Here is an 18,544-nt window from a genome sequence, read left to right on the forward strand (position 1 = left end):
CCCATCGAACGCCCCGCGTCAGGGCCGGGGGCGGAGTACCTCCTGCCCGAAAGGAACGCCACGTGGCAGCCATCCGTCCGACCGAGGCCACCGCAACCTGGTGGCGCGACGCCGCCATCTACCAGATCTACGTACGCAGCTTCGCCGACGGCGACGGAGACGGCACCGGCGACCTCGCGGGAGTGCGGGCCAAGCTGCCCTACCTGGTCGAACTGGGCGTCGATGCCCTGTGGTTCACCCCCTGGTACCTCTCCCCGCTGGCCGACGGCGGCTACGACGTCGCCGACTACCGGGTCATCGACCCCGCCTTCGGCCACCTCGCCGAGGCCGAGAAGCTCATCGCGGAAGCCGGGCAGCTGGGCATCCGCACCATCGTCGACATCGTCCCCAACCACGTCTCCGACCGGCACAGCTGGTTCCGGGCGGCCCTGGCCGCCGCACCGGGCAGCCCCGAGCGCGAACTCTTCCACTTCCGGGACGGGCGCGGCGCGAGCGGCGAGATCCCGCCCAACGACTGGGTCTCCGAATTCGGTGGCACCCCGTGGACGAGACTGCCCGACGGCCAGTGGTACCTCCACCTGTTCGCCCCGGGCCAGCCCGACCTGAACTGGGCGCACCCGGCGGTCCGCCAGGAACACGAGGACGTCCTGCGGTTCTGGTTCGAACGCGGAGTGGCGGGCGTACGGATCGACTCGGCGGCCCTGCTCGCCAAGGACCCGGCCCTCCCCGACTTCACCGAGGGCACGGACCCCCATCCCTACGTCGACCGCGACGAACTCCACGACATCTACCGCTCCTGGCGGGCCATCGCCGATCAGTACGACGGGATCTTCGTCGGTGAGGTGTGGCTCCCCGACTCCGAACGCTTCGCCCGCTACCTGCGCCCCGACGAACTGCACACCGCCTTCAACTTCACCTTCCTCGCCTGTCCCTGGGACGCCGGACTCCTGCGCTCGGCGATCGACAGCACGCTCGCCGAGCACGCGCCCGTCGGGGCCCCCGCCACCTGGGTGCTGTGCAACCACGACGTGACGCGCACGGTCACCCGCTACGGGCGTGAGGACACCGGCTTCGACTTCGCGGCCAAGGTCTTCGGCACCCCCACCGACCTGGAGCTGGGCACCCGCAGGGCCCGCGCGGCGGCGCTGCTCTCGCTGGCCCTGCCGGGCGCCGTCTACCTCTACCAGGGCGAGGAGCTGGGCCTGCCCGAGGCCGACATCCCGCTCGACCGGATCCAGGACCCCATGCACCAGCGCTCCGGTGGCATCGACCCCGGGCGCGACGGCTGCCGGGTGCCGCTGCCGTGGTCCGCCGACCTGCCGCACGCGGGTTTCGGCTCCGAGGCCGAACCCTGGCTCCCGCAGCCGGCCTCCTGGCCCTCGTACGCCGCGGACGCGCAGGCCGCCGATCCCGGCTCCATGCTCAGCCTGTACCGCACGGCGCTGCGGCTGCGCCGTGAGGAGCCGGGCTTCGCCGAGCCCGCCGGCGGGACGGGCGGCGGGCGGCTGCACTGGCTGCCGTCGCCGCCGGGCGTCCTCACCTTCACGCGGTCCCACGGCCTGATCTGCGTCGTCAACCTCTCGGGAGGCCCGGTAGCGCTTCCGGACCACGTCGGCATGCTGCTGACCAGCGGCCCGCTGGACGCATCCGGTCTGCTGCCCGACGACACAGCGGCCTGGCTCCGCGGCACGCGATAGCGGGGGAGGGGAGGCTGCGGCAGAGTGGTCGTATGGATGATCTCAACGCCCTCGCCGACGAGCACCTGGCCGCGGCCCGCGCCCACGAGCACGGGCGCAGCGCCCATCTCCTGCTGCGCCAGGAGCCACTGCGGCAGACGGTGATCGCGCTCACCGCGGGATCCGCCCTCGACGAGCACAACGCCCCGCCCGCCGCCTCGCTCCAGGTGCTGCGCGGTGCGGTCCGGCTCACCGCGGAGTCCGGGGACGTGGACCTGACGGCGGGCGTGCTCCACCCCATCCCCCAGGAGCGGCACGGGCTGCTCGCCCTCGAGGACGCGGTGGTGCTGCTCACCGCCGTGAACGACTGAGCCCACCTGGAGTACAGCCGCGGGTTCGAGGCATGAGAGAAAGGGAGGCGACCGGGACGCCGTGTCCTCACCGACGGCGTCCCGCCTCCCCGCCCGTCCTTCGTCCCCCGGAGATCCCGCGTGCCCAGCAGTACCGACACCCCCGCCGCGGAACGAACTCCGCCCAGTGACGGGCCGAGCAGCGCGAAGGGGCGCTGGCGCGCCGCACTGCGCCGTACACCCGTCTCCCTGTGGAACGACGACCTCTCCGACTGGGCGGCCGCACTCACCTACTACGCCATCCTGGCGCTGCTCCCGGCACTCCTGGTCACCGTCTCGGTCATCGGCCTGGCCAACCCCGACGCGACCGGTGCCCTGATCGCCGACATCACCGCCTTCGCGCCGGCCGAGTCCGGGGCCGCGCTGCGCCGGCCCCTGGAGGCGGCCACCCAGGAGCGCACCGCTGTCTGGCTGCTCGTCGGCACCGGGAGCGTGAGCGCCGTGTGGTCGGCCTCCAGCTACCTCGCCGTCTTCCGCCGGGCGATGCACGCCATGCACCAGGTCAAGGACACCCGGCCCCCGCTGCGCCAGGCGCACATCATCGTGGCCTCGGCCGTGGGCCTGCTCGTCCTGCTGATGGCCAGCGCGTTCGCCCTCGTGCTCACGGGGCCCCTCGCGCGCTGGCTGGGCCGCAGGGTGGGCCTGGCGCAGGCCGGGGAGACGTTGTGGGAGGCGCTCAAATGGCCCGTGATGCTCTGCCTGGTGGCCTGCCTGATCATGGTCCTCTTCAGCACGGGTCCGCGCTCCGCGCGGAGCGTGCGGCGGGCGCTCCCGGGAGGGGTGCTCGCCGCGTTCCTGTGGCTGATCGCCTCGGCCGGATTCGCGCTGTACGCCACCCACGTCGCGAGCTACAGCCGGCTCTACGGTTCGCTGGCGGGGCTGGTGGTGTTCCTGATCTGGATCTGGTTCACCAACCTGGCACTGCTCACCGGTGCCCAGTTCAACGTCGAACTCGCGCGCACCCCGGACCGGTCCGGCCAGGAGGTGATCTGAGGGGCCCTCAGGCCTTGTGGGAGCGCTCCCAAATGGCAAGGATGAGGCCATGGCAGACACCGCGCACGTGCGTCCCTACCGGCCCGGCGACCACGAGGCGCTCGCGGACATCTGTGTCCGCACGGCCGACAACGGCGGTGACTCCCGGCACCTGTACCCGGACCCGGGGCTGATGCCGGCGTTGTTCGCCGAGCCCTATGCCCACCTCGAACCCGAACTGACCTTCGTCCTGGACGACGGCTCGGGGCGCGCGGTGGGCTACGTCCTGGGAACCGCGGACACGCCGAGGTTCGTGGACGCCTTCCGGGAGATCTGGATCCCCCGGATCGCCGGCCGCTTCCCCGAGCCCGCGGGGGAGCCCGAGACGCTCTCCGAGGCGATGGCCGCCCTCATCTACCGCCCCGAGCGCATGATCCTGCCCGAGCTGGCCGCGTACCCGGCGCACCTGCACATCGATCTGCTGCCGCCGTGGCAGCACAAGGGGTACGGCAGGGAGCTGATGGGTGCGTTCCTGGGTGCGCTGCACACCAGGGGCGTCCCGGCCGTCCACCTCTCCATGCTCACCGCCAACACCCCGGCCAGGGCTTTCTACGACCGGCTCGGCTTCAAGGTGATCGACGTACCCGACCCCGGCCCGCTCACGTATCTCGGGCGCTCCACCGGGGGTGTGGAGCCGACGGGGTGGGCAGGTAGTGAGGGGCGAGCCCGGGCGAGGGCCGGGGCCGCCGGTTCGGAGGGGTGAGTGGAATGACCGACCAGAGCGCGTGGAGTTTCGCGGACGACCGGGGGCAGCTGGCGGCAGCGGACAGCCGCCCGTCCCGGGTGCTCGCGTACATCCAGGCGGGAGCGACACTGTGGGACCACGGGATATGCCCGGAGGGCATCTTCGGTTCCGGACACGACGGGGCTGAGCCGGACCGGGCGAAGACCGGCACGCTCCCGCTGGACGTCGTGGACTACCGGGGGGCCGGTGGTGACCTGGACGTGGAGACGCTGCTGCGCGGCGGACCGGACCTCGTCGTCGCCGTCAGCTACGGCCACGGCCAGATCTACGGGCTGGACCCGGACACGGCGAAGCATCTGGAGGAGCGTGTCCCGGTCGTCGTGATCGACGTGGGCCAGGCACGCACCCTGGACCAGGTGTCCGGGCGCTTCGCCGAGCTCGCGCGCTCGCTCGGCGGCGTACGGGAGCCGGACGCGGCGAGTGACCTGGACGCCGCTCGCGCGCGTCTCCGCGCGGTCGCCGGTGCCGTGCCCGAGGGGCTCAGGGTGGTGGCCCTCTCGCCCGCGGACCAGGAGCAGGCCCATGTCGCCCGTCCTCAGATGTGGCCGGAGCTGCGGGTGCTGGCCGAGCTGGGAGTTCGCCTGGTCTCCCCGCCCGACGGGGCCGGGGTCAACTGGGCCACCGTCGGGTGGGCGGACGCGGCGGCTCTGGAGCCGGACATCGTCCTGACGGACATCCGGTCCAACGCGGTGCCGTTCGGGGAGATCGCCGCCCCCGCCTGGCGGGAGAGGGGGCGCCGGGTGCGTACCGTGCCCTGGAATCCGGAACCGGTGTGCAGTCCGCAGGCCCACGCGCGCTTCCTCGCCCTCGTGGCGGGCGCCGTCGAGGGGGCGGCAGGCGACTGAGCAGGCTCCCCGCGAGCACGTTTCCCAAAGAAATTCTGCAAAAACTATTTGGCAAAGTGCTGTCGCGCTCTAGGCTGCCGCCATGGACAGCGACCCGACACACCGCGTGCTCGACCCCGGCCGCGACACGGCGGCACTGAAGGCGCTCACGCACCCCCTGCGTCTGAAGCTGCTCGGCCTGCTGCGGCTGCACGGTCCCGCCACCGCGAGCGAGCTGGCCGTCAGCACGGGGGAGTCGTCCGCCTCGACCAGCTACCACCTGCGGGTGCTCGCCAAATACGCTTTCGTCGCCGAGGCGGAGCACCGCGACGGCCGCGAGCGGCGCTGGAAGTCCGTGCACTCCGTCACCTCGGCGAGCAACGCCGCCATGCTGGCCACACCGGCGGGCCGGGCCATGCTGGTGCTGGGCAGGCGCCGTCAGGTCGAACACCTGCAGCAGACGATGGAACAGCACGAGGCGGACATCGACGCGGGCCGGCTCGGCGAGGAGTGGCACGACCCCTCGGGGATCGACGACCTGATGCCGCGGCTCACCCCGGAGTCCCTCCGGGAGCTCCGCGACACCATCGCGGCCAAGCTCGCCGAGCTGACCGCGCGTGACGAGCAGAACCCCCGGGCCCGGCAGGTCGTGCTGCTCACCGCGGGACTCCCACTGGCCACGGGTCTCCCCGTCACCCCCGCCGACGACGCGGCCCCCGGCGCCGGGGACGGCGCGTGACCCCGGCGCCCGGGGACGGCAGAGACCCGGCCGCCGATCCGCAGCAGGGCGGGGACGTGCGGACCGCCGGCCTGGACGAACGAACCGCACGCCGCAGGTTCGTCACGGTGTCCTTCCTCTTCTGGCTGCCCGCGGGCCTCACCCTGGCCCCCATGGTGCTGCTCCTCACCGAACGCGGCCTGGCCCTCGCGGCCGTCGCCGCGGCCTTCGCCGCCCACTCCCTGACCGCGGCCGCCCTTGAACTGCCCACCGGCGGCCTGTCCGACGCCATCGGCCGCCGCGCCGTCCTGGCCTGGGCCGGTGTACTCAACGCCTGCGCCCTCCTGCTCGTAGGCCTCGGCTCGGCCTTCTGGGTGCTCGCCCTGGGGACGGCCCTCATGGGAGCCGGCCGCGCCCTGTCCAGCGGGCCTGCCGAAGCCTGGTACGTCGACACCGTGCGCGCCCGCTCGGGACCCGAAGCCGACCTCCGCACGGGACTGGCACGCGGCAGCGCCGCGTCCTCCGGTGCGATCGCGCTCGGCACGCTCCTGGGCGGCGGGCTTCCCTGGCTGCTCGGCCTCGGCCCGGACCCGGGGGACTGGCTGCGAAGGGCCACTTCCGGCCTCGTCGTGCCGCTCTCCGTACCCGCGCTCCTGGGCGCCGCCGTCCAGATCGTCTTCGTCCTCCACGTCCTGCGCGCCCTGACCGAGCCGCCCCGGCCCGCAGCCACCCCGCGCGGAGTGCTGCGAAGCGTCCCCGGCACCGTCGTCGCGGGTCTGCGGCTGGGTGCGGGAGACGCGTTGATCCGCCGCGTACTGATGACGACCGGCGCCGTGGGAACGGCCCTCGCGGCCCTCGAACTGCTCACTCCCGGACGAGCCGCTGCACTGACGGGGACGGCGGAGTCCGGCGCCGTGCTCTTCGCCGGTCTCGCCGCCGCCGGGTTCGCCTGTTCGGCGCTCGGCAGCCATCTGGCACCCCTCGTCGCCCGGCTGGCGGGAGGCGGCGAGCGCGCCGTCCTGTGGAGCCTCGGCGTGAGCGCCGCCGGTCTGCTGATACTCGGTGCCACCGTGTCCTCCACCGGTGCGCCGGCGACGGCCGCGGCAGCCGCCGGATACGGGCTGGTCCACCTGGGTCTCGGATCCGCCGGCCCGAGTGAGAACGACCTGCTGCACCGCCGGGTCGACGACTCGGGCCGGGCCACCGCCCTGTCCGTGCAGTCGCTGGCCCAGCAACTGGCGGGCGCGCTGGCCGGCCTGGTCGTCGGCCTGCTGCCCGCCGGTCCGCTTCCGTGGCTGCTCGGCGCCCTCGCGCTGCTGACCGGAGCGCTGCTCTGGATCAGGCGCACGGCCGCCGTACCCGTACCCGGGACTGCCGGGGCCTGATCCGCTGCTCCGTACGGACGCCCCCGATCGCGCCCGCCCCCGCCCTTCGGGAGGCTGGGGCGGAGCAGCGGGACGCGAGTTCCCCGTACCCACAGGAGCAGGCATGCAGCAGGACAAGCATCCGTCGTACCGCCCGGTGGTCTTCCGCGACCGTTCCGCCGGGTACGCCTTTCTGACCCGGTCCACCGCGTCGAGCGAGCAGACCATCGAGTGGGACGACGGCAACAGCTACCCGGTCATCGATGTGGAGATCTCGGCCGAGAGCCACCCGTTCTTCACCGGCAAGGCCCGTGTGGTCGACACCGAGGGCCAGGTCGCCAAGTTCGAACGGCGGTACGGGGACGAGGGGCGTGAGGGCGCCTCCTGAACCCCGGGTCGCCGTGGCCGTCGGGCAGCGGCTGAGCCGGACCCCGGGTCGCCGTGGCCGTCGGGTGCCGGGCAGAATCGGCGGCCGTGTGCCCCGCCCCGGGCGGTGCTCCCACCGGTCCCTCCCGCCCGCGCTTCCCAGGAGACCCGCCCCCGTGCCCGACAGCCCCGCCCTCCTGGTCATCGGTGAATGCGTCGCCGACATCGTCCGCCTGCCCGGTGAGCCGGACCGGACCCATCCCGGCGGCAGCCCCGCGAACGTCGCCTACGGGCTGGCCAGGCTCGGCCGGGACACCACCCTGATCACCCAGCTCGGCCCGGACGCGAACGGCCGGCTGATCGCGGACCATCTGGCCTCCACCGGGGTGCGGGTGGTGACGGACGGCAGCGCTGCGCCCACCCCCGCTGCCACCGTCGACCTGGACGCCGAGGGCCGGGCCACCTACGGTTTCGAGATCACCTGGACGCTCGGCCCGGTGGAACCGCCGGGCGGGCCGCCCCTGCACGTCCACACCGGCTCCCTCGCCACCGGACTGGAACCGGGGGCCCGCACGGTCCTCGACCTGGTCGAGGCACTCCGGGCCACGACGACCGTGAGCTACGACCCCAATGTGCGGCCCGGACTGATGGGGGACCACACCGCAGCCGTGCGTCGCGCCGAGCGCTGCGTCGCGCTGAGCGACATCGTCAAGGCGAGCGACGAGGACCTGCGGCGGCTCTACCCGCAGGACACCCCGGAGCGGGCGGCCGAGGGGTGGCTGCGCTCCGGGCCGGCCCTCGTCCTGGTCACCAGGGGAGCCGAGGGAGTCACGGCGTTCCTGCCCGGGGCGGTCGTGAACCTCGGCGCGCCGTCGGTCCGGGTCGCCGACACCGTGGGCGCGGGCGACGCCTTCATGTCGGGCGCGCTGCACGCCCTGGCGGCGCACCGGCTGCTCGGCGAGCGCGGCCGCGCGCGGCTGCGCTCCATGGACGCGGCCACCCTGACAGACGTACTGCGCCACGGAGTCGCCTCCGCCGCCGTGACCGTCCGGCGAGCAGGTGCCCTGCCCCCGGACGAGGAGGAGCTGGCAGATGCCCTGACCAGCGCGCCCTTCCCCGAACCATCGGGGTGACAGGGTGTCCTCGCCCCCGCCCCCGTCGTTCAGTCCGTATGACCGTGACCCTCACCGACACCGCCCCACCGTCCACCACCGAACTGCTGACCGGCGTCCTCCTCGGTCCGGAACACCGTCGCGAGCACGGCTTCTGGCAGCGGCTGATCAGCACAGAACCGTTCCGCCGCCGCCCCGGTGGAACGCCCGAAGAGCGACTGGAACTCGCCTACGACCGGTTGCGGGTCCTCAACCTCTCCCTCGACAGCGGTGCACGCCTCGCCGCCGACCCGCGCGCCCTGGCCGCGCTGCACGCCTGGCTCGGCCCGGTCGACCCGGCGCTGACCACCGTGGCCGGCATCCACTACAACCTCTTCCTCGGCAGCCTCCTCGACCACGACGGCGCCGGCCGTCGTGACCTGTCGGACTATCTGTCCATGCGGCGCATCGGCACCTTCCTCTGCACGGAAGTGGCGCACGGCAACAACGCCGCCGCCATGGAGACCACCGCGACGTACGACCGCGAGCGGGACGGCTTCGTCCTGCACACCCCGAACGCCGGCGCGCAGAAGTTCATGCCCAACACCAGCCCGGCGGGCGGAGCCAAGTCCGGCCTGGTCGCCGCGCGCCTGGTGGCCGACGGCTCGGACCACGGGGTGCGCCTCTTCCTCGTACACCTCACCGACGCGGAGCGCGCGCTGCCCGGCGTCCGGGTGCGGCGGCTGCCGGCCCGGATGGGCAGCCCTGTGGACCACTGCCTGACCTCCTTCGACGAGTTGTTCGTGGAGCGGGACGCGCTGCTGGAACCCGACGAGCCCGACGGGCCCCCGGGCGAGTTCCGGACCGGCCCCGGGGACAGGCGGCGGCGCTTCCTGACCTCGATCGGACGGGTCACCCACGGCCGGGTCTCGATGAGTGCCTGCGCGGCGGGCTCGGCCCGCGCGACGCTGGCGGTCGCCGTGCGGTACGGCGGCCACCGGATGATCTCCGGCTCCCGGCGTACGCCGCCGGTACCGGTCAACGCCCACCGGACCCACCACGGACCGCTCGCCTCCGCCATGGCCACGGTCTTCGCCATGAGCCTGCTGCACCGCAGGGCCCAGGAGCGATGGGAGAGCTGTACGGAAGGGGAAGGCCGCACCGAGGCGGGGAGGCTCGTCGACGTCGCCAAGGCCTGGATCACCTGGCGGGCCCGCGAGGTCATCGTCGAGAGCCGCGAACGCTGCGGAGCGCAGGCCCTGCTGGAGAACAACGGCATGACCGAACTCGTCACGGGCGTGGAGGGCGCCATCACGGCGGAGGGGGACAACATCGCCCTCTACGCCAAGGCCGCGGCCGACCTGCTCCTCGCGGACCGGCCCGCCCGCGTGGACGCCGCCCCCGCAGCGGAGCCGGGCGACCTCTCCGACCCGCGCTTCCTGGTCCGGCTCCTCGCCGCGATCGAGGACATCTGGTTCACCCGCGCCAGGGCACGCGCGCTGAGGGTGCCCGGCGCCGAGGCCCTCGCGCAGTGGAACGCGGCTTCCGGGCCGGCCCTGCGCGGCGTGGAGGCCTATGCGTACCGCCATGCCGCTCAGGCATACGCCGAGGCTCGCGCCGCCCTGCCCGAAGGTGCGGCCAAGGAGCGGCTCGGGGAGCTGGAGCGGCTGTTCGCCACCCAGTGGGTGGCGCGCAACAGCGGCGACCTGCTGGCCGCGGGCCTGCTGAGGGGCGATCAGGCCGAGGCCCTGGCCGAGATCACCGAGGAACTGATCACCGCCGTCGCGGAGCACGCCCCCCAACTGGCCGACTCCTTCGCCCTGCCCGCCGAACTGCTGGCCGACTGGCCGATCGCCGGACCCGGCTACGCCGACGCCTACGACGACCCCAGCGGACCGTGGAACACCGCCCGGACGGACGCCCCATGAGCGCCTCGCACCCGGCCGGTGGTGGGTGGTCCGCAGGGGTCCGGGTGATGGAGGGTCTGGAGATCCTGGGGCTGCGCATCGTCCTGCTCGCGTACTGGGGCACGGTGTCCGCACTCTCCGTCCTCACCCAGGGGAACGCGCCTTCGCCGGACAGAGGCGAATCGGTTCGCCCCAAGGGCTGACCGCCTCGCGACCTGCCCGGGCTGAGAGCCCCTACAAGGCCCAGCACCGTGGGCCCGGCCGGGGAACTGCCGACGCGAAGGGGACGTCGGTACGACAGGCATGTCGGCACGAAAGGCATGTCGGCACGGAAGGCTGCCGGGACGGGGGGACCCGCCGGTAGAGAGGCCGCCGGTACGGAGGCCGCCGGTACGGAGGGGCGGAGGGCGACGGCCGCTCCGCCGTACCGGCCAAGGCCCCGCCGGTGGCCGCCGCGCCGCGTGATAGCTTGCAGACGCCAGTCACACTCCACGTGGAGTCAGGGAATCCGGTGCGAATCCGGAGCTGACGCGCAGCGGTGAGGGGGACGGGCGGGGCCACGGCCACTGGGACACCCTCGGGTGCCCTGGGAAGGCGCCCCGTCCGGACGAACCCGAGTCCGAAGACCTGCTGGCACGCCGCTTCCGTACCGGGAGCGGAACTCCGTACGGGCTCCGCGCATGAGCCCAGAGACGCCGAGGGACTCCGTGCCGCCCATAGCCAGCACCGTACGCCGAACAGCCGTGCTCCTGACGGGACTCGTCCTGCTGACCGCCTGCGGCGGCGGCAGCGGCCCCACCGAAGCCGCGTCGGACGGGAGCGGCGCCGGCTATCCGGTGACGCTGAAGAACTGCGGACGTACCGTCACCGTCGAGGCCGCTCCGCGCCACGCGGTCTCCCTCGACCAGGGATCGACCGAGATCCTGCTCTCCCTCGGGCTCGCCGACCGGATCGCCGGCACCTCGACCTGGACCGACCCCGTGATGAAGGGGCTCGAGAAGGCCGAGGCGAAGATCCCCCGCATCGCGGAGAACCGCCCCTCGTCGGAGAAGGTCCTCGCCCAGGAGCCCGACTTCGTGAGCGCCTCGTTCGAATCGACCCTGGGCAAGGGAGGCGTGGCACCTCGCGAGCAGTTCGAGGACCTCGGAGTACCGACCTACGTCTCGCCCGCCGACTGCGCGGCCAAGGACAACAGCGGCAGCGGCGACGGCTCCCGTACGAAGCCCCTCACCATGGACAGCGTCTACACCGAAGTGCGAGAACTGGCACGGGTGTTCGGTGTACCGGAGCGAGGTGACGCCCTCGTCGCCGGCCTCGAGGCCCGGATCACCGAGGCGACGGACGGCATCGACGCCTCCGGCACCTCGCTCCTCTACTGGTTCGCCAACTCCGAGGCCCCCTACCTGGCGGGCTGCTGCGGTGCGCCAGGCATCATCACGCGCGAGCTGGGCGCGGAGAACGCCTTCGACGACACCCACGAGGAGTGGCCCCAGATCAACTGGGAGACCGTCGCCGACCGCAATCCCGACGTCCTGGTCATCGGTGACCTGACCCGGAAGTCGCAGACGGCGGAGAGCGCCGCCAAGAAGATCGCCTTCCTGGAGTCCAACCCCGCGACGAGGAACATGGACGCCGTCCGGAAGAAGCGGTACGTCCTGCTCAGCGGGCAGGCCATGAATCCCGCCATCCGGACCGTGGAGGGCGTGGAGCGTGTCGCGGCCGGGCTGCGCTCCTTCGGGCTCGCGGGGTGACCGGCACCGCACAGGCCCCGGAGGTACGCGTCGGTCAGGCGCCCTTGGCGGGCAGGGCGGCCGGTGCCCGCGCCCTGCGGCAGGGCTTCGTGTGGGCCGCGGGCGTGGCCCTCCTGCTCCTCTCCGTGGCGGTCGCCGTGACGATCGGCCCCGCCCGCATCTCCGTCCCCGACGTCTGGTCGGCGGTCGGCTCGCACCTCGGTCTCACCGACGCGCGGCTGACGCCGATCCGCGACGGCATCATCTGGAATCTGCGTATGCCCCGCACGCTGCTCGCCGCGGTGTGCGGGGCCGGGCTCGCGGTCTGCGGCACGGTCATGCAGTCGCTGCTGCGCAACCCGCTCGCCGATCCGTTCGTCCTCGGTGTCTCCTCCGGGGCGTCCACCGGCGCGGTCGTGGTCGTCGTGCTCGGCATCGGTGGGGGAGCGGTGTCGATCTCGGCGGGGGCCTTCGCCGGGGCGCTGTGCTCCTTCGCCCTCGTCCTGCTGCTCAGTCACACCCTCGGCGGTTCCACCGACCGCGTCGTCCTCTCCGGAGTCGCGGCCATGCAGCTCTTCTCCGCACTCACCTCCTTCGTCGTGATGACCGCGGCCGACGCCGAGCAGACCCGGGGCGTGCTGTTCTGGCTGCTCGGCTCCCTGAGCGGGGTGGGCTGGGGGGACGTGTGGATGTGCTCGGCCGTCCTGGCCGTGACGCTGTCGATCTGCCTGGGCCACGCCCGAACCCTCGACGCCTTCGCCTTCGGTCAGGAAGCGGCGGCGGCCCTCGGGGTGCACGTGGCCCGCACCCGGATCGTGCTGCTCTGCACGACCGCGCTGCTGACGGCCGCCCTGGTCAGCTCGGCCGGCGCCATCGGGTTCGTCGGTCTCGTCCTGCCGCACGCCGCCCGGGCACTGGCCGGTTCGGGGCACCGGCGGCTGCTGCCCCTGACCGCCCTTGCCGGAGCCGTGTTCCTGGTCTGGGTCGACACCCTGGCCAGGACCGTCCTCGACCCGCAGGAGGTGCCGGTCGGTGTGGTCACCTCGCTCATCGGGGTGCCCGCCTTCGTGCTGGTCCTCCACCGTACCCGGAGGAGCGCATGAACCGGTGGGAGCGCAAGGGAGCGACGGGGCGCCTGGCCCGGCATGAGCGCCCGAGGGGGCAGGAAGACGTGAACCGGCGGGAGCACCCGGCCCCGCAGCCACCCGTCACGGCCGTATCCGACGAGGGCCTGCGGGCGTCCCGGGTCGGGAGGCAAACCGGCGGACGGATCGTCCTGGACGGGGTGAGCCTCGCCCCGCCGCCCGGGTCCACGGTCGGGCTCCTCGGCCCGAACGGATCCGGCAAGACCACGCTGCTCAGGGTGATGGCGGGCGTCCTCGCCCCCGGCCACGGCGTCGTCACCCTCGACGGCCGCACACTCGCGGAGACCGGCCGCAGGGATGTCGCCCGCCGGGTGGCGGTCGTCGACCAGCACGCCGTGACCCAGGTCGAGTTGAACGTGGCGGACGTCGTACGTCTCGGCCGCGTCCCGCACCGCCGCGCCTGGGCCGCTGCGGGCCCCGAGGACGAGGACGCCGTACGCGAGGCGCTGGAGCGGACCGGCCTCGCCGACCGGGCCGGGCAGTCCTGGCACACCCTGTCCGGCGGCGAGCGGCAGCGCGTGCAGATCGCCCGGGCCCTGGCCCAGCAGCCGCGTGAACTCCTGCTGGACGAGCCGACGAACCACCTGGACATCCAGCACCAGCTGGAGCTGCTCTCCCTGGTGGCCGCCCTGCCCGTCACCGCGGTGATCGCGTTGCACGACCTCAACCTGGCCGCGATGTTCTGCGACCGGGTCACGGTGATGAAGGACGGCCGTGTGGTGGCCGGCGGGACGCCCTCGGAAGTGATCACCGAGGAACTCATCGCCGATGTCTACCGGGTACGCGCGGTGGTGACACCGGAGGGACCGGAGGGCAGGCCCTCGGTACGGTTCCTCCCGGGGGAGGCCGGCCCCGGCCGGTTCTGAGCCGGCACTCGGGAGGAACCGTACCGAGGGCCGGCACACCCGGGAGGGCCGCAGAGGAGGGGGGAACGCCCAGGAAAACGCCCAGGAAGGGCGCACGAGAGGGCGGGCCCGTGACCCACCGGGACCGCCCCTCGCTGCTGTCGCGCGGCCTGTCGCCGCTGGGTGAGGGGTCAGCGGCGGCGTCCCTGGCCGAACTCGCCGCCCATGTCCTTGCCGCTGCCCATGTCCTTGCCGTCCGCGTAGTCGATCTTCTCCTTGCGGATCTCGGCGGAGACTTCCTTCTGCTCGGTGACCTTGCTGGTTTCGAGACGGACCCGCTCCACCGGGACCGCCTCCTTGCGGACGGTGGCTCGTTCGGCGTGCAGGGTGACCTCGACGTCCTGTTCGCCGAGTTCGCTCGTGCCCTTCACACCCGTGGCCCGTTCGCCCGGCTGCAGAGGTTCGCGCACCACGCGTACCTCCTCGTGGGACACGGGCACCGTCCGCGTGACGTTCTCGGTCACGACGTACTTGTGCAGGCGCGCGCGTCCGCTCTCGTACTCCTCCGTACCGACCTGGAGCTGCTCCTCGGACCGGATCATCTCCTCGCGGCCTCCGGCTCCCGCGGCGGACCGCTCGGCTCCGGCCCCGGCGAGCGGGCGGGACGTGGCAGAGGTGTCCATGTCGCGGTGTTTGCCCATGCCGGCGGTCGTGCCCGAGCCCTTCGCCTGGCCCGGCGAGGTGGTGCGAGCCTTACCCGCGGCGCCGGCAGCGCCGGCGGCCCCGGCTGCTCCCATGGCTCCGGTTCCGGTCCCGGACGTCGTGCGCGCGTCGCCGCCCGCTCCGGCGCGACCGGTGGTCTTCCTGGTCATCCCGTAGTGCCGGTAGAGCTCCTCCTCCTCGGACACGGAGAGATGTGCGTCGGCGTCCACCCGAGGGGCTTCCTTGACGCGGTCCTTCGGATGCGACACGTGCAGGTCGGAGCCCACGCGGCGGGCTCCGGCAAGCGGTACGAAGCTCTCCTTCATGCCGAACATGCCGGTCTTGACCGTGATCCAGTCGGGCTTGCCGGTGTCGTCGTCGACGTACACCCGGCCCACCGTGCCGACCTTCTCGCCGTCACTGTCGTAGACGGTCAGACCGTCGAGTTCTCCGGAATCCGTGAAACCGTCAGCGGCTCCCATGGCCGATTCCTCCTCGCCCGGGCGCGTCCTGTGGTTGGATCCACCTGGGGTGGCGCGTCCGGATTCCATCGCGCCTCACCCGGATGGTCGGTGCAACTTCCCGGCCGGGGCGGCGAGCGCCCCAGGGGACCGGGGAAGGGCGGTGGCCCCGCTCCACGCGGCTGTCGGCCCTCCGTGCGCGTTACGCCATTCGGGTGAGCGCGCTGCCGGGTGGGCCGGAGGCGCGGCTTCGGGCCGCCCGTATGATCGACGCGCCCTTGCCGACCGTCGGCAGGCTCGTCACCCGGGAGTACGCCATCGCATCCCCAGGCATCCGCCTGCCCGCGCAGCGCGGCGAACTTCTGGCCCGGCAGGAGGACGGTCTCGGGCTGCACCACCTGGTCTGGCGGCTGGGGCCGGGCTGGCGGGTGTGCAGCAGCGCCGTCCTTGGCGGTGGGATCGGCCCGCGCGCCTGGATCCTCAACGCCCAGGTACCGGGCGGATACCCCCGGCTCGACCCGGAGCGCCACCTCGCGGAGATCGCTGCGGCACAGGCGCTCGAAGGTCCGGGAGCCGGTTTGATGACGGCCGCCGACGTCACCGCGTACACCGTCGCGGACGACGGTGGTGCGACCGCGACCGTCACGAGCGGCCTCGGGGTACGGGGCTGGGCCGCCGTTCCCGCCGAAGGTACCGAAGGCCCTCTGCCGCCCGGCACCGTCAACATCGTGGTGGTCCTCCCGGTGGCCCTCTCCGACGCCGCGCTGGTCAACGCGGTGGCGACAGCGACCGAGGCCAAGGTGCAGGCCCTGGTGGAGGCCGGACTGGACTGCTCGGGGACCCCGACGGACGCGGTGTGCGTCGCCGCGCCCGACCCGGGGGACGGGCCCGGTGAACCGTTCGCGGGCCCGCGCTCGCGATGGGGCGCGCGACTCGCCAGAGCCGTGCACGCCGCCGTCCTGGAGGGTGCGCTGCGGCAGTCTTGAGACCCACCGGTCCTGAGACCGCCCCGCATCGACGAAGGGAACCTCCCATGACCACCGCATCCTCCGCGGACTCCGCGCCCGGCACGCCGACCGTCGCGGTCCTCGGCACCGGGATCATGGGATCCGGCATGGCCCGCAGCCTGCTCAGGGCGCAGCTCCCGGTCCGCGTCTGGAACCGTACGCGGGCCAAGGCAGAGCCTCTGGCGGCCCACGGTGCCACCGTGACGGACACGGCCGAGGAAGCGGTGCGGGGAGCCGACGTGGTCCTCACCGCGCTGAACGACGGCCGCTCCGTGGCCGAGACGCTCACCGCCGCGACCCCTGGTCTGCGCCCGGGGCAGATCTGGCTGCAGAGCAGCACCGTAGGACTGGACGCCACGACCGACCTGGTCCACCGGGCCGCGGGGATGGGGCTGGTCTACCTCGACGCCCCGGTCTCCGGCACGAAGCAGCCGGCGGAGCAGGGGACGCTCACCGTGTTCGTCTCCGGCCCGTCGAGCGGACGCCCCGCGGCGCTCCCCGTCCTCGACGCGATCGGCCGGCGCACCGTGTGGGTGGGGGAGGACCCCGGAGCCGCCACCAGGCTCAAGCTCGTCGCCAACACGTGGGTGATCAACATGGTCAACGGTGTGGCCGAGTGTCTCAATCTCGCCGAAGGGCTCGGGCTCGACCCGCAGTTGTTCCTGGACTCGATGAAGGGCGGGCCGCTGGACACGCCGTATCTCCACGGCAAGTCCGCGGCCGTGCTCTCGGGTGACCTGAGCCCCAGTTTCGCGCTCTCCACCGCCCTCAAGGACGCGAGGCTCATCCTCGACGCCGCCGAGTCGGCCGGTGTGCGGCTCGACCTGGTCGCCGCTTCCGCCGAGCGGTTCGCCCGGGCGGAGGCGGCCGGCCACGGAGACCAGGACATGATCGCCACGTACTACGCCGGCCGCCCCGAGTAGCCGCTCAGACCACGGTCACCGGGTGCCGCACCACCGCGTCGAAGAGATAGCCCTGGGTGTTGTGGGCGGTCGTCGTCGGCTGCGTGCGGCCCGACCGGTCCGTCGCCCGTGCGAGCAGCACGGCAGGACCCGTCTCCGCCGGGACCCAGTCCGCCGTCCAGCGGACCCAGCTCCCGGCCCTGGGCTCGTCCCGCAGCCGGGCGGTGCGCCAGGTGCTGCCGCCGTCGGTGCTGATCTCGACCTGGCGGACCGGCGCGCCACCCGACCAGGACCGGCCGGTGAGCAGATGCCTGCGGTGGGCGGCGAAGGCGGCACCCGGGGTCAGCTCGAACGCGCTCTTGAGCGTCTGACGGCTGAGCGGCTCACTGCCCTCTGGTGGGTAGCCGGGGCCGAACAGCCGGTACAGGCCGGTGTTCCACGGGCTCAGCAGAGGCTCCGCGCTCACCTCGATGTCACCCACCCACTTGATGTTGGCGATGCCCACCCAGGACGGCACGATCAGCCGGACCGGAGCGCCGTGGTCGGGAGGCAGGGGCTCGCCGTTCATCTCGTAGGCGAGGAGCACGTCGTCGAGCGCCTTCGCCACCGGAAGAGGCCTGCGGACCCGGCCCAGATTCGTGCCGTCGCTGATCACCTCGGCGTCCAGGCCGCGCGGCAGCACGTCGACCGCGTGCTTGCCGATGCCCGCCCGGCGCAGCACATCGGCCAGCCGGACCCCACGCCAGCGTGCGGTCCCGATCGCACCGAGGGTCCACGCCGTTCCGCTGACCGTCTGGTTCTGCTGCGTGCTGAAGAAGCTCCGGCCGTTGCCCGCGCACTCGACGAAGGCCGTACGGGTGACGGACGGCAGGGCGCGGAGCGTCTCGTAGGTGAAGTCGACCGGGGCGCCCGTCAGTCCGCTGCCCCAGACGGTCAGCTTCCAGGCGGCCGGATCGATGACCGGGGTCGAGGTGTGGTTGCGGACGAAGAAGCGGTCGGCCGGAGTGAGCAGCCCGGTGTCCCGCAGGGCCGCGAAGTTCGTCTCCGCGTTGGTGCCGCGGATGGTGAACAGCTCAGGGGGCAACGGTTTCACCACCCCCGCCAGGGACTGTGCCGCATGCGCGGGGGAGGCGGTGGCAGGGATCAGCGGGGCGGAGACCGAGGCCGCAGCGACGAGCTTCAGCAGGTCACGCCGGTCGATCCCGGCGGATCTCGCCCGGCCGCGGGACCATTGCCCCAGCCGCATCCGGTCGTACGCGGCTTCGGACGGCGGTACGGACGTCATGAGCGCTCCAGGGGAGGGGGCCGGGGGAAGCGCCCCGCGACCGGGGCGGCCGTTGTCCGCCCCGCGCGGGCCCGCGACGGCGGCCGGGCGGATTCCCCTGACGCGGGCCCCCGGCGGTCGGCGGCCGCTGGTCAGTGACCGTAGAGGGCGTCCGCGCCCGTACGGAAGCGGCGGACGCACGTGGCCACGAAGCTGCAACGCCGCCGCAACACTGGGCGTGGCACCGGCCCCGCTGTCCCGCACCAAGACCGGTCCCGCCGTGTACCTGCTGCTCAGCACCCTCAAGGCGGGCAACACGGTGGACATCACCCGTGAGGACGGCGTCGTCGCCACG

At 73.2% G+C, this 18,544-nt stretch carries 18 protein-coding genes, 1 pseudogene and 1 riboswitch; of the genes and pseudogenes, 17 read left to right on the top strand and 2 right to left on the bottom strand.

The window, feature by feature from the left end; genetic code table 11:
* The first annotated feature begins 62 nt into the window (after positions 1-62).
* From ABZY45_RS31210 to ABZY45_RS31275, 14 genes are all read left to right on the top strand, one after another.
* Positions 63-1,697: a glycoside hydrolase family 13 protein gene (locus tag ABZY45_RS31210; protein WP_356745413.1), complete on the top strand. Its 1,635-nt coding sequence runs from the start codon at positions 63-65 to the stop codon at positions 1,695-1,697.
* A 32-nt stretch (positions 1,698-1,729) separates the two neighbouring features.
* The gene (locus ABZY45_RS31215) at positions 1,730-2,047 is read left to right on the top strand and encodes a cupin (protein WP_356745415.1); all 318 of its coding nucleotides are present in this window, start codon (positions 1,730-1,732) and stop codon (positions 2,045-2,047) included.
* Positions 2,048-2,167: 120 nt separating this feature from the next.
* On the top strand, positions 2,168-3,079 hold the full coding sequence (locus ABZY45_RS31220; protein WP_356745417.1) for a YihY/virulence factor BrkB family protein: 912 nt from the start codon (positions 2,168-2,170) through the stop codon (positions 3,077-3,079).
* Between the two features lie 49 nt (positions 3,080-3,128).
* Positions 3,129-3,821, top strand: coding sequence for a GNAT family N-acetyltransferase (locus ABZY45_RS31225; protein WP_356745419.1), 693 nt, complete (start codon positions 3,129-3,131; stop codon positions 3,819-3,821).
* Positions 3,822-3,826: 5 nt separating this feature from the next.
* A complete protein-coding gene (locus tag ABZY45_RS31230; RefSeq protein WP_356745421.1) occupies positions 3,827-4,708 on the top strand; it encodes an ABC transporter substrate-binding protein in 882 nt (293 codons plus the stop codon).
* 82 nt (positions 4,709-4,790) lie between these two features.
* A complete protein-coding gene (locus ABZY45_RS31235) occupies positions 4,791-5,426 on the top strand; it encodes a helix-turn-helix domain-containing protein (RefSeq protein WP_356745423.1) in 636 nt (211 codons plus the stop codon).
* A gap of 56 nt (positions 5,427-5,482) precedes the next feature.
* Entirely contained in the window at positions 5,483-6,790 is a 1,308-nt protein-coding gene (locus ABZY45_RS31240) for an MFS transporter (RefSeq protein ID WP_356745447.1), read from the top strand.
* Between the two features lie 103 nt (positions 6,791-6,893).
* Positions 6,894-7,157: a type B 50S ribosomal protein L31 gene (locus ABZY45_RS31245; protein ID WP_145812833.1), complete on the top strand. Its 264-nt coding sequence runs from the start codon at positions 6,894-6,896 to the stop codon at positions 7,155-7,157.
* Between the two features lie 154 nt (positions 7,158-7,311).
* Positions 7,312-8,268, top strand: coding sequence for a carbohydrate kinase (locus ABZY45_RS31250; RefSeq protein WP_356745425.1), 957 nt, complete (start codon positions 7,312-7,314; stop codon positions 8,266-8,268).
* Between the two features lie 38 nt (positions 8,269-8,306).
* The gene (locus ABZY45_RS31255; RefSeq protein WP_356745427.1) at positions 8,307-10,154 is read left to right on the top strand and encodes an acyl-CoA dehydrogenase; all 1,848 of its coding nucleotides are present in this window, start codon (positions 8,307-8,309) and stop codon (positions 10,152-10,154) included.
* Positions 10,151-10,336, top strand: a complete 186-nt coding sequence (locus ABZY45_RS31260; RefSeq protein WP_356745429.1) for a hypothetical protein — start codon at positions 10,151-10,153, stop codon at positions 10,334-10,336. The genes ABZY45_RS31255 and ABZY45_RS31260 overlap by 4 nt, the downstream gene beginning before the upstream one ends.
* Before the next feature lie 259 nt (positions 10,337-10,595).
* A riboswitch (cobalamin riboswitch) is annotated at positions 10,596-10,783 on the top strand.
* A gap of 30 nt (positions 10,784-10,813) precedes the next feature.
* Positions 10,814-11,884 carry an ABC transporter substrate-binding protein gene (locus tag ABZY45_RS31265; RefSeq protein ID WP_356745431.1) on the top strand — a complete coding sequence of 357 codons (1,071 nt, stop codon included), beginning with the start codon at positions 10,814-10,816 and terminating at the stop codon, positions 11,882-11,884.
* A 44-nt stretch (positions 11,885-11,928) separates the two neighbouring features.
* Entirely contained in the window at positions 11,929-12,966 is a 1,038-nt protein-coding gene (locus ABZY45_RS31270; protein WP_356745449.1) for an iron chelate uptake ABC transporter family permease subunit, read from the top strand.
* A complete protein-coding gene (locus ABZY45_RS31275; protein WP_356745433.1) occupies positions 12,963-13,874 on the top strand; it encodes an ABC transporter ATP-binding protein in 912 nt (303 codons plus the stop codon). The genes ABZY45_RS31270 and ABZY45_RS31275 overlap by 4 nt, the downstream gene beginning before the upstream one ends.
* Positions 13,875-14,044: 170 nt before the next feature.
* Here the strand turns inward: ABZY45_RS31275 and ABZY45_RS31280 are convergent, their stop codons facing one another.
* Positions 14,045-15,037 (bottom strand): PRC and DUF2382 domain-containing protein, encoded by a 993-nt coding sequence (locus ABZY45_RS31280; protein ID WP_356745435.1) that lies wholly within the window; start codon positions 15,035-15,037, stop codon positions 14,045-14,047.
* A gap of 242 nt (positions 15,038-15,279) precedes the next feature.
* Here ABZY45_RS31280 and ABZY45_RS31285 point away from each other — a divergent pair, with 242 nt between their 5' ends.
* Together ABZY45_RS31285 and ABZY45_RS31290 are read left to right on the top strand one after the other, a co-directional pair.
* Positions 15,280-16,002, top strand: a complete 723-nt coding sequence (locus ABZY45_RS31285) for an adenosylcobinamide amidohydrolase (protein ID WP_356745451.1) — start codon at positions 15,280-15,282, stop codon at positions 16,000-16,002.
* Positions 16,003-16,049: 47 nt separating this feature from the next.
* Positions 16,050-16,946, top strand: a complete 897-nt coding sequence (locus ABZY45_RS31290; protein WP_356745437.1) for an NAD(P)-dependent oxidoreductase — start codon at positions 16,050-16,052, stop codon at positions 16,944-16,946.
* Between the two features lie 4 nt (positions 16,947-16,950).
* Here ABZY45_RS31290 and ABZY45_RS31295 read toward each other — a convergent pair whose 3' ends face one another.
* Entirely contained in the window at positions 16,951-18,210 is a 1,260-nt protein-coding gene (locus tag ABZY45_RS31295) for a sulfite oxidase (RefSeq protein WP_356745439.1), read from the bottom strand.
* Between the two features lie 241 nt (positions 18,211-18,451).
* Between ABZY45_RS31295 and ABZY45_RS31300 the strand changes: the two are divergent.
* A pseudogene (locus ABZY45_RS31300) lies at positions 18,452-18,544 on the top strand (class F sortase); the annotation flags it as partial.

Source organism: Streptomyces sp. NPDC006516 (assembly GCF_040611875.1).
Lineage (GTDB): Bacteria > Actinomycetota > Actinomycetes > Streptomycetales > Streptomycetaceae > Streptomyces.